Source organism: Treponema denticola, from assembly GCF_024400535.1.
Classification (GTDB): Bacteria; Spirochaetota; Spirochaetia; order Treponematales; family Treponemataceae; genus Treponema_B; species Treponema_B denticola_C.
The window spans coordinates 606,473-618,359 of sequence record NZ_CP038800.1 but is presented as its reverse complement, the minus strand read 5'-3'; the positions used below and the strand labels follow the sequence as shown (position 1 = coordinate 618,359).

General features: G+C 38.3%; 9 protein-coding genes and 1 pseudogene. 5 read left to right on the top strand and 5 right to left on the bottom strand.

The genetic code is table 11. The features are described 5' to 3' along the window. Window positions 1-2 precede the first annotated feature (2 nt). From E4N78_RS02830 to murA, 5 genes and pseudogenes are all read left to right on the top strand, one after another. The gene (locus E4N78_RS02830; RefSeq protein WP_255811567.1) at window positions 3-707 is read left to right on the top strand and encodes a glycogen-binding domain-containing protein; all 705 of its coding nucleotides are present in this window, start codon (window positions 3-5) and stop codon (window positions 705-707) included. 257 nt (window positions 708-964) lie between these two features. After that, the gene (locus tag E4N78_RS02825; protein WP_255811566.1) at window positions 965-1,147 is read left to right on the top strand and encodes a hypothetical protein; all 183 of its coding nucleotides are present in this window, start codon (window positions 965-967) and stop codon (window positions 1,145-1,147) included. 46 nt (window positions 1,148-1,193) lie between these two features. After that, window positions 1,194-1,463: pseudogene (locus E4N78_RS02820) on the top strand (IS110 family transposase); the annotation flags it as partial. A gap of 168 nt (window positions 1,464-1,631) precedes the next feature. Continuing rightward, window positions 1,632-2,039, top strand: coding sequence for a transposase (locus E4N78_RS02815; RefSeq protein ID WP_255811565.1), 408 nt, complete (start codon window positions 1,632-1,634; stop codon window positions 2,037-2,039). A 75-nt stretch (window positions 2,040-2,114) separates the two neighbouring features. Beyond that, window positions 2,115-3,395 carry a UDP-N-acetylglucosamine 1-carboxyvinyltransferase gene (gene murA, locus E4N78_RS02810; protein WP_255811564.1) on the top strand — a complete coding sequence of 427 codons (1,281 nt, stop codon included), beginning with the start codon at window positions 2,115-2,117 and terminating at the stop codon, window positions 3,393-3,395. Between the two features lie 82 nt (window positions 3,396-3,477). On the opposite strand, the gene hutH is transcribed toward murA, so the two are convergent. The 5 genes from hutH to bamA all read right to left on the bottom strand — a co-directional run bounded on the left by hutH (window position 3,478) and on the right by bamA (window position 11,882). After that, complete coding sequence (gene hutH, locus E4N78_RS02805; RefSeq protein WP_255811563.1) at window positions 3,478-5,001, bottom strand: histidine ammonia-lyase; 1,524 nt, start codon at window positions 4,999-5,001, stop codon at window positions 3,478-3,480. 34 nt (window positions 5,002-5,035) lie between these two features. Continuing rightward, on the bottom strand, window positions 5,036-6,121 hold the full coding sequence (locus E4N78_RS02800; RefSeq protein ID WP_255811562.1) for an endonuclease/exonuclease/phosphatase family protein: 1,086 nt from the start codon (window positions 6,119-6,121) through the stop codon (window positions 5,036-5,038). Between the two features lie 76 nt (window positions 6,122-6,197). Then, complete coding sequence (gene mutS / locus E4N78_RS02795) at window positions 6,198-8,897, bottom strand: DNA mismatch repair protein MutS (protein ID WP_255812308.1); 2,700 nt, start codon at window positions 8,895-8,897, stop codon at window positions 6,198-6,200. A 22-nt stretch (window positions 8,898-8,919) separates the two neighbouring features. Beyond that, window positions 8,920-9,438, bottom strand: coding sequence for an OmpH/Skp family outer membrane protein (locus E4N78_RS02790; RefSeq protein WP_255811561.1), 519 nt, complete (start codon window positions 9,436-9,438; stop codon window positions 8,920-8,922). 20 nt (window positions 9,439-9,458) lie between these two features. After that, a complete protein-coding gene (bamA, locus tag E4N78_RS02785; protein ID WP_255811560.1) occupies window positions 9,459-11,882 on the bottom strand; it encodes an outer membrane protein assembly factor BamA in 2,424 nt (807 codons plus the stop codon). Between the last annotated feature and the right edge of the window lie 5 nt (window positions 11,883-11,887).

Sequence of the window (11,887 nt, the reverse complement as noted above, 5' to 3'; positions counted from 1 at the left end):
CAATGAAAAAAACACTGATCTTATTGATTTTTATCTCCTTTTTTTTACTGCCGTCCTTCCCGGAAAATACTGCAGAATCGGATGTTTATAAAAAGCTCGTAGAATCTATTGTAAGAATTGAACCTCCTAAGATTAAGGATGGATATATAATATTTACGGCAACAGGGAAGAGGCATGTAGGTATAGTCTTTTCTCATGAAGATTATAAAAAAATTCATTCCTTTAAAAAACTCATACCCGGAGAATTAAGTGAAGAGAAAGAAACCGTTTTTTTTCATATTTTTACAATACCTGAAGAATTTACCGAGATTAAATACAGGCTCGTAATAGACGGCCTTTGGTCATCAGATCCCTTAAACAAAAATACCTTCTTTGACTTTAATCACAACATGAGCGTATCCCGCATAAGCGTTCCCTATAAAAAAGAATATAGAACCGAAGTAAGCAATAAAAATTCGGTAAAATTTACTTATCTAGGTGAACCTAAAAAAAGCGTAAGCCTTGCAGGTTCTTTTAATAATTGGGATCCCTTTATGTATGAACTTACGGAAGTTTCTCCGGGCAGGTATGAATTAAATTTAAATTTACCCTCCGGAACATGGATTTATGCTTATTTTTCGGGAGGAACACAGCTTCCGGATACAACAAAGAAAGATTATGTATATACTATAGACGGACGAGTTGCCTCGGTTATCAGAATTGACTAAAGTTCGTTATAAAAAGGTTTTTATAGGAGGTATGATAAAATAGTAAACAAACAAACGGTAATGTGATAAACTGAACTAAAAAGAAGTTCAGTGGAAACCAGGCAATAGTTCGTCATGTTTAGTGGAGGCAATGACCTCCGAATGGGAGAATGAAGAGCTTTTGCCGCATCATACAGTAGTCGTTAAAGACTGAATGGGAGATTGGAATATATTACCGAAAAGACTTTCCGCTGAAACACAAAGGGAGGGAGGTCGAAATGACATTTTTTATTGGCGTGGATTTGCACAAAACACAGTTTACAGTTCATGTAAGAACGGAAGAAAGGTCTGAAACCCTAAATCAGATAAGACAATATAAAACTGATGACAAAGGTTATGCCGACTTTATGACAAGAATAAAAGCTTACAAAGAAATCGGAGCTGTTGTAAAATTGAGTTGAATCAACAGGGAACACCCGTTTTTTCAAACACGAGGTAGAAAAAGCCGGAGCAGAAGTTACAGTCATAAATACTTTGAAGTTCAAGGTTATAACTGAATCTGCTAAAAAAACTGATAAGCATGATGCTTGTACAATTTCAGAGTTTCTTTCAAAAGACATGCTACCTGAAAGCTATCTTTGCAGTAAAGAAACTGAAAATATGAGGCGGCTTTTAAAGTCTAGGGAAAGGCTGGTTCGCTCGATAGTAGGTCAAAAGAATGAAGTTCATGCTCTTTTAAGTATGGGGCTAAAAGATGAAAGCAGGAGCCTACAGTAAAAAGGACGCCAGAGAGTTCTGACGTCCTTGAGTCGAATAACGACAACGTGCTCGAGGCACAATCAGTACAACTGATGTTTGAAATTATAAGGCAAATGGAAGAAAGTGTCAAGATAATAGAAAACAACTTACAGAATTGACAAAGGATGATCAAATGGTAAATCGTCTTTGAGTATACGAGGTTGTGGAAAGATAACGGCATGGACTATAAGAGCCTATACTGAGGATATGGGAAGGTTTGCAAGTGCAAAAATATGCAGCCTTTGCGGACTTGTTCCATGGGTGTCTGATTCTAATGAAAGTATTAGGCATGGAAAAATTACGAAGCGAGGCCCGCAGGAATTAAGAGTGAGCTTTGTACAATTGGTAATGGGTATAAGACGTTGCAAAGATACTGCCTGTTGGCGTTTAATGCAGCGTTATGAATATATGAAAACACATAAGGGCAGCGGAAAGTCAATCATAGCCGCTGCGAGGAAGTTGGCAGAGATTGTATGGGCAATGCTCAGCAATAAAGAAGATTTTGACTGTGAAAAGATGAAAGGAACATACAACCGTATGAATCTTGCAGTTTAATTTTTATCTGCCATCTATTTTAATTTTTTTTAAGAAAGTCGATTTTGTTTGTTGACTTTTTATGGGAGATTATATATGCATGAATATATTATACAAGGCGGATTCCCGGTAAAAGGGACCATAAAAGCAAGCGGAAATAAAAATGCGGCCCTCCCCTGCATAGCCGCTGCTATTCTCTCAGAAGAACCTATTATCCTAAAAAACATTCCTGAAATTGAAGATGTTTTTGTAATGCTTCAAGTCTTTGAAGCTTTGGGAGGCCATTACGAAAAGATAGAAAAGAATGTGTTTAAACTCCAAATAGAAAAAGTAAAAACAAGCAAGATACCAGATGACCTCGCTTCAAAGATAAGAGCCTCTATTTTATTTGCCGGACCTCTTTTAGCGAGAACCGGAAAAGCCGTTCTGCCTCCTCCCGGAGGAGATGTTATAGGCCGCCGCCGTCTGGATACCCATTTTTTAGCCTTAACGGAATTGGGTGCAAGAGTCGAAACGGATCAAAATTTTTCTTTTATTGCACACAAACTAAAAGGCGAAGATATATTTTTAGATGAGGCTTCCGTTACGGCAACGGAAAACGCTATAATGGCAGCAAGCCTTGCAGAAGGAACAACAATTATAACAAATGCGGCAAGCGAACCCCATGTTCAAGAGCTGTGTAAAATGCTAAATAAAATGGGTGCTAAGATCAGCGGACTAGGCTCTAATATCCTGACTATTGAAGGAGTTGAAAAATTAGGCGGAACAGAGCACAGAATAGGACCTGACTATATGGAAATAGGCTCCTTCATAGGTCTTGCAGCCGTTACCCGCGGGCAGCTAAAAATTACCGATGTAGAACCAAAAGATATGCGGCCCTTAAAGGTGGCTTTCGGCAAGTTGGGCATAGGCTGGTCTTTAGAAGGAAGCACCCTTACCGTCCCCGACAAGCAAAAGATGCAGGTAAACTGTGATTTGGGAGGCATGATTCCCAAAATAGATGATGCTCCATGGCCGGGTTTTCCTCCTGATTTAACCAGTATTATGACAGTCATCGCTACACAGGTGGAAGGCACCGTCTTAATCCACGAAAAAATGTTTGAATCTCGAATGTTTTTTGTAGATAAGCTAATAGGAATGGGAGCCCGCATTACTCTTTGTGATCCGCACAGGGCTGTTATTTCAGGCCCCAGCTCACTGCAAGGAAGCGAACTGGTTTCCCCTGATGTAAGGGCAGGAATGGCTATGGTAATAGCAGCTTGCTGTGCCAGAGGAGAAAGCATTATACGCAATGTATATCAAATAGAAAGAGGCTATGAACATCTGGTAGAGAGGCTAAAATCTATAGGTGTAAAAATAGAACTTAAGGAAAAATAATAGCTAAATTTTAATAAGACCAAATTATAAAAAAAACCGTATCGGCAAGAGCTCAATACGGTTTTTTTTAGTTTAAAGGGTTCTACTTAACAGCATTTTCAATCATTTCAATATTTTCATCATTTGAAATAATCTCAAGAGCCTTCATAATGTCGTTATAAAGAATGCGGTCTTCGGTAACCTTGGAGATGTGTTTTCGGATAAGCTTCATCATCGCGTCGGTTCCCTTGCCGTATTTTTCGATACCGCGTAAATCGCAGGCTTGAGCAGCCGTAAGCCACTCAATAGCAAGAACATGGCGTACGTTTTTAACGATTTCGGTTATCTTTCGGGCAGCAGTCGTTCCCATACTTACGTGGTCTTCTTTGTTTCCTGATGAGGTAATGGAGTCAACGCTGGCAGGATGAGCCAATACCTTGTTTTCTGAAACAAGGGAGGCTGCCGTATATTGAGGAATCATAAAGCCTGAATTTACTCCGCCGTTTTCTATTAAGAAGGCGGGAAGGCCTCCGTTTAGCTGCGGGTTTACAAGGCGTTCGATTCGGCGCTCGCTTATGTTTGCAAGCTCGCTGACGGCAATCCCCAAGAAGTCCATGGTAATAGCAATGGGCTGACCGTGGAAGTTTCCGCCTGAAATAACATCATGATTGTCCGGGAATACTAGCGGATTATCGGTTACGGCATTGATTTCTACCTCTAAAACCTTGCGCACATAGGCGATAGCATCGGCACTTGCTCCATGAACTTGCGGAACACAGCGGAGGGTATAAGGGTCTTGAACATCATTTTCTCTTGTGTTGATAGAAGAACTGCCCTTTAACATTTTAAGAATAAAGGCAGCCGTATCAATCTGTCCCTTGTGAGGACGGGATTTATGGATTCTTGGGTCGAGGGCTGCGGTAATTCCCCTAAAGGCTTCAAACACCAAGGAAGCACCCATGTTTGCAGTTTTTAAAAGCTGCTCTGCGTCGTGCAGGGCTAAGGCTCCGATACCGGACATTACGGGTGTACCGTTAATTATACCGAGACCGTCTTTTCCCGAAAGGACGACAGGCTTTAAGCCGGCTTTCGCAAGAGCCGCCTGTCCTTCCATAAGCTTACCTTCATAATAAGCCTTTCCCTCTCCTATCATTACGAGAGCAATGTGGGCTAGGTTTGCCAAGTCACCGCTTGCTCCTAAAGAACCTTTTTCGGGCACATAGGGCGTTACTCCCTTATTTAACATATCTACAAGGATATCCGGGACTGCAGGAGTTACTCCGGAAAAACCGCTCGCATGAGTGTTAAGCCTTAAAAGCATTATGGCTCTAACTATGTCTTCCGGGAAGGGATTGCCGACACCGCAGGCATGGCTCAATATTAAGTTCCTCTGCAAGGCTCCGTTTTGATCCTTAGTAATCGTTACGGTGGATAATTCTCCAAAGCCGGTCGAAATGCCGTAGGTAGGCTTTCCGCTTTTTACGATGTCATCAACGATTTTTTTTGAATCCTTGATTCTTTTTTTTGCATCTGCGGATAGTTTTACTTCCGCTCCATGGCGGGCAACAGCTACAACGTCTTCTATTGTTAAACTGCTGCCGGTTACTGTTACTGGTTTTACTTTCATTTGTTGCTCCTTATATTTTTATTTTGAATAAATATCATTTTAAAAGTTTAAATTCTGCAATTACAGGATGATGATCCGAAACTTCAAAATTTAAATCAATAGTTTTTACTCCGGTAATTTCAACATTGGGAGAACATATAAACCCATCTATTATTGTGGTGTAATTTTCTCCTTTAACATAGGGCTTTTCCAAGAGCCGTACAGTCGGCACCGATTTATCAAAACCCCATCTCCATCCGTCGCCGATAAAATCGGCAGGAGAGTATTCTATCCATTCAAGGTATTCCTCAGGTGTAGTATAAGGCATAAAGCTGTTTTTTTCTACACCCGGAAAAAGAGAATTCCAATCTCCTCCGGCAATTACCCAGTGCCCTTCATTATATAATTTTAAAGCAAGGGCCTTTAGATAGTCCATCTCCTGCTTTCTCAGCACTCCTGCCTTATCATAAGCCGAAAGATGTAGGTTTATTATGTAAAGATTTTTACTCAGAACATCGGTTTTGATTTCAGAAATCAGAAGGCAGCGTTTTAAGTTGACGGTTTTTAAGGGCCATGAAAATGCTCCCGGAAGCTGATGTCTATACGCTTTTTCTATTCCGCATCCGCTTAAAGTAAAGACCCCGCTTTTTACTCTTCCTAAAGGATTTAAAACGGGGGCGGGAACAATGAAGGCATCATAGTTTAAGGCTGTGGCCGAATCATAATCGGTAAAAAAATCGGATAAGGCTTTTTTTTGATTTATATAAAAACTGCGTTTAGATTTTATGTCGATTTCTTGGATAAGATTAAAACTGCAATCTTCTTTTTTAAGAATTTCTTTTACTCGTTCAAGGTTATTTAATACAGCCTCCTTGCTTCGGGCTGTAACATTTTTTCCGCCGTCATAAAAAAAATCGTTTTGAGCATCAAGGCCGCAATAGCCTATATTCCAGCTTAACATTTTAAAGACCTCATCGGTTTTTAAAGTTTCTTTTTTTGCTCCTTTTGTTATCTCTGCATTTTCAATCGGCTTAGGACGATACTCGGCTGCGGTAACAAACACAAAAAAAAGAACGGTTAAAAAAATCAATACTGCTAGAACAGCCAAGGGAACAAAAATAAATAATTTACGTGAAAGCATATCAGCCTGCCTCTTATTAAATTTATCGCTCTTTATAGATTATATCTTAAAAAAAAGTTTTATTCAATCGACGCTATCAAGAGTTTTTTCCTGAAAGCTTATTTTTCCATGAAGAGATTAACTGCAAAGCATTTATAGGGGTGATTTCATCAGGGTTTGTCGAAAGAATTTCGTTTAAGATGAGCTCTTCCTCTGCAAATAGGGATAAGGCTTTTTCCTGCGGATTTGAGGACGGCTTTTTTTCAGACATTCCGGCATATTGATTATCCGTTCCTAAAAATTTAGGATTTTTAAATTGACTGCGCATGTATAAAAGGTTTTCGGCACGGGTTAAAACACTTCGCGGAATACCTGCAAGCCCTGCAACATGAATACCGTAAGAGTTTCCTGCAGAGCCCGGGACAACTTTTTTTAAAAAAACTATTTTTCCTTCCGCTTCAAGCACATCCAGTTTTAGATTAATAATCTTTTCATGTTCCAATCCGGTAAGTTCATGGTAATGAGTTGCAAATAATGTTTTTGCTTTAATAATATTTATAAGATGTTCGCTTACAGCTTGAGCAATTGCAAGGCCGTCCTCCATTGAAGTTCCCCGTCCAACCTCATCCATTATGACAAGACTTTCCTTTGTTGCGGAATTAAGAATATAGGCCGTTTCAATCATCTCTACCAAAAATGTAGATTCGCCTCGAGCTAAATTGTCGGTAGCCCCTACTCTGCAAAAAATTTTATCTACAGGGCTTAATACGGCTTTTTCAGCTGGAACAAAGGATCCTATCTGGGCTAATATACATATCAAGGCAGTCTGCCTTAAAAAAGTACTTTTGCCTGCCATATTGGGTCCTGTAATTACGGCAAAAGACGGAATATTATCAAAGCCGATTTCGGCTGAGCCGGTTTCGGCCGAGCCGGCTGAGCCTTCTTCCGGTAAATCACCTGAAGAAAGCAAAATAGAATTCGGCACAAATTCTCCTGACGGAAGATGGTTTTCAACAACAGGATGGCGGCCGTTTATAATATGTAAAATTCCCGAACCCTTTTTTATTTCGGGTCTTGTCCAAGCATGTAAAACGGCAGCTCTTGCAAAAGATTGGTTTACATCAAGCTCCGCAACTTCTTCTGCAATTTTTTGTAAAAACCTATTATGTTCTTCTATGCCGGAACATATTTCTTCAAAGACTTCCTGCTCAGCTTCGATAAGTCTTTCTTCGGAGTTGTTTATGTTGTCTTCAATTTGTTTTAAGGTTTCCGTTGTAAACCGGTCGGCATTGGAAAGAGATCTCAAGCGGATAAAATAATCGGGAACGGCCGAAATATTTCCTAAGGAGACTTCCAAAAAATAGCCGATCATTCTATTGTATTTTATTTTTAAATTGCTTATGCCTGTTTTCTTTCTTTCATCGTTTAAATATTGTTCAAGAATATCGTGAGCATTTTCTTTTATATTTTTTATCTTGTCTACTTTTTTTGAAAACCCGCACTTTATAAGTTTTCCGTCATTTAAAGCTGTAGAACATTCTTCATTTATAGAATTTTCCAAAAGCTCATAAATTTTATTTAATAAGCCGTTTTCTTCATCATTAATGTGTAAAAAATCCAAGCTCTTATCTTTTACAAGCCCCGATATTGTGATAACCGATTTTAGGCTTTGTTTTAGTGCAAGAAGATCTTTACCGTGGGTCTTTTTCATTGCTATCCGGCCGGCAAGTCTTTCTATGTCAAGAATTGAAGAAAGGGTATCCCTTATAAGGGCGGCAGACCTTTCATCCCGATACAGACTTTGTACTTTTTCAAGTCTTTCATCTATCTCTCTTTTTGACCTAAGGGGATAGCTTATGCGTCTTCTTAAAAGGCGCGTTCCCATAGCGGTTTTTGTATAGTTCACCGATTCAAAAAGGCTGTAGGCAGTGCTGTTATCCCTTAAATTTGAAAGAAGCTCAAGGTTTTTCCTCGTGGAGTCATCTAAAGAAACAAAATCGCTTTCAACATAAGTTTTTATACCCGAAATATGCGAGATATCACGGTCTGCCATTTCCTCTAAATATTGAATTAAAAGACCGGCCGGAGGAAGCTCGGCAGAATCTCTGTCAAGTAAAAAGCCTTTTAAATTCTCCGTACCGAATAGAGTGCAAAGTCTTTTTTCTGCCTGTTCCGGATTAAAACTCCAATCAGGATAAAAGTTTTGCATCATAGCCGGATATTCGGAAAGGATCTGTTTTAAGGAAGGAAATTCGCTTTGCAGTGATTGCTGAATTAAAATTTCTTTAGGATTGACCCGTCCTATTTCTTTTAAAAACTGCTCTTTAAAATCGGATTTAGGGAAGGATGTTGCAAAAAAATTCCCCGTTGTAATATCAATATAGGCAAAACCCGCATAGTAGTCCTCTCCCCTATGTCCTGCCGTTTTTTTGGCAGAACAATATACGGCAGCAAGATAATTATTTGCTCCTTGTTCCAAAAAATCATCTTCAGCCACAGTCCCCGGAGTGATGACCTCAACAACTTTACGGTCGGTCAGCCCGCCGGCAACGGGCTCGGTAATTTGCTCACATATAGCTATCTTTTTCCCTGCTCTTAATAAACGGGCTATATAAATTTTAGCCGCATGGTAGGGGATTCCGCACATCGGCACATCATTTCTTTTTGTCAGGGTTAAATTTAAGATGCGGCTTACTTCAACAGCCTCATCAAAAAACATTTCATAAAAGTCTCCAAGCCTGAAAAAAAGTATTTCATCCTTGTATTTTGCCTTAATACTAAGGTATTGCCGTATCATCGGCGTCTGAGCTTTATTCACTTTACTTTCTAAGTTCTTGAATAACTTTATCCGTTATATCGACGGTTGGGCTGTACCAAATAATACCCGAATTATGTTCATAGCTTAAAACCATTGTATAGCCCTCAGATTCAGCTACAGATCTAACAGCTTCATATAAGGCACTATAAAACTCATCATCATTGATAAGATTTTTTCTAAGCATATCCAATTCATCATTGGAAGCCTTTACATATTCCATCAATAAAGTTATTTTACTCTTTATTTTTTCTTCATATTTTTTTACTTCAGCCTCTTTTCCTTCAGCTTCTGCATTAACCTTTATTTGCCTAAGCTTGATAATATCGGCTTCAATCAGTTTTTTTTGATTTTCAAATTTTTCCTTTTTGTCCTGATAATCTCTTGCTGCCTTCGCATCCCGTCTAAAAGTATCAAAGATAAGACCGGTATCTATTACCGCAAAGCGGGTAATTTGCTGCGCATATACCCCGAGCGAAAACAAGAACATAGCAAAAATAATTACAAAGCTTTTTTTATTCATATAAAACTCCTTTTTTGTTATTATAGGTTTGGAATATTGAATGAAAGAACAAATTTCCAATCAGGTCCTTTTCCATTTCCCCAAACAGGCTTGCCGTTTTGAGATTTAAAAGTATTAGCAAGCAATAAGCGTAAAGGGAACTGGGAAATTGAAAAACGAAGCCCTGGGCCGAAACTGAAGTAGTAATCGTTTATACTAAGACTTCCTAAAGAGGTTAAGTCCTTTTTTATTGCTACAGCATCAAAGAAAAAGTCGAATGATAAAATACCGTGAGCTAAAGGCCATCTAAATTCTATCCAGTTGTTTTGTAAAACCGTTCCGGCTCCCGCTGAACCAAGAGTCATCCATCCGCGGCCCTTAAACACGCCGTCAATAGCCAGTTGTCTGTCTAAACTGACAGTCTTTTTATCTAGAGGAATTTGGAATGAAAAACTTGAGTAAAAACCTAAAACGAATTTAAGATTCCATATATCGCTTACGGGATAATCCAAGAGAGTTATATAGAATTCACCCTTTGTGTCCGATTGGAATACATATTCATCTTCAATTTTGGGTAATAAGCCGAAAAAGCTTATTTCTTGACTTAAAAACCAACCCTTTGAAGGATCATGGGACACATCTCGATTATCTACAGAAAGTTTTAATTTAAAAGAATTGCTTAAACGCCATTGTTCTTCCTGACTTCTTACCTTGGCATCTGCAGGCCTATATAATTTGTTATTATAAAAGTTTTTTACTATACCGAAATCCAAACCGCCCCGTAAGGTTATGACGGCAAATTTAGGAAACCACCTATAACCGGTGTTTATTCCAAAACTCAGCTCAAACCTGTCATATTTCATTTTATAGGCGTCAGCCAATGCTGAGCTTGCTTTATCCACCGACGGTAATAATAGATCCTGATATGCATATTGGATTTTATGGGTTGCAGAAAAATTAAACCCTACCGAAAGAGGTGTTCCTAAAAACCAGTTTTCGGTAAATCCCAATGACAAAGTTTGAGTATCGGTTGCAGCGTTTAAATTCGCCGAAAGCTCTCTTCCCGTTCCAAAGAGATTTTTTTCTTCCCACTGGGCAAAAACCGCCATTGGGAATGTATCCGGATCTGCCGTTCCCGAAAATGTAATTCCAAATTGAACATTTGCTGTGGATTGTTCTTCAACATTTATAACAACATCAACGAGGTCGGATTCCGAACCGGGCAAAACATCCGGTACAACCGATGAAAAATACCTTAAATTAACTAGATTCCTAAAACTGTTTAAAATTTTGGTTTTTGAAAAAACATCGCCTTCTTTTAAAAGAATTTCTCTTAAAATAACGTCGTATTTTGTCTTAGTATTGCCTTTTATGATTATGTTTTCAATATGGCTGCGCTCTCTCTCAACAATTAAAATTGTATAGCTGACTTCATTGGCTGCAGAATTTCTATTTTCTTTTTTATCTATATAGTTACCGGTATAACCGTTTTCATAATAGATATTTGCAACCTCGCCGAAGCCTGTCTCAAATTTTTTTAAATTGAAAACATCGCCCTTTTGGAGTTTGATTTTTTCGCTTAATTGCTCTGTAGTAAATATGTAGTTCCCTTGAAACTCCGTTCCCCCATAAATAAATTGCTCCCCTTCCATTATTACATAGGTCAGGGTTATTTGTTCTTTTTGAGGATCAGAGTCGGAATCTATGTCCTTTTTTATGGTTTCAACATGGGCATCGATGTATCCATGTTCTCCATAAAGCATCTTAATTGCAGCCTTATCAGCTTGAAGAGCTTCTTCACGGAATATACCTTTTTGAATAAGCCAAGCTTCTTTAGATTCAAGAACTTTTTTTAAGGCCTTTTCAGGAAATTTTGAATTTCCTTCAAAAAGAATCTTAGTTATGACGGACATTTTTCCTTCACTAACAGTGAATTCTATATTTATATTGTTTTTTTCTTTATTTTCCGTATATTTGCTGTATATTTCAGCTTTGGAAAAACCTTTTGATTTATAGAATTCTTTTAATGTTCTTTCAGCATTTTTTAAATTCGTTTCATTAAACACATCGCCTTTTTTTAGACTGATTGCCGACATAAGATCCGAATTTTTTAGCTGATAGTTCCCTTTAAATAAAATATTGCTTATATAAGGCTTTTCTTTTACAGTGAATTCCAAAAAAACGGCTGAATACTCTTCATCTGCAGGTATGGCTTTCGGTACAATATCCGTAAAATAATCTAAAGCGTATATTTTCTGTAAAATTTCCCAATATAACTCATCCGAAAAAGCTTGTTTTTTATAGGATTTAAAGATTTCATCCAATTCGGAAATACTGATGTTTTGCAAACCTTTAAATTGAACGCCTAAAAGAGGTTTCCCATTATACCAGCCTTCAGAAGCTTGAGAAAAACAAGCAAAGGCAAATAAAAAAAACAGCAAACCTATAATCTTTTTCTTTAACATTTTTT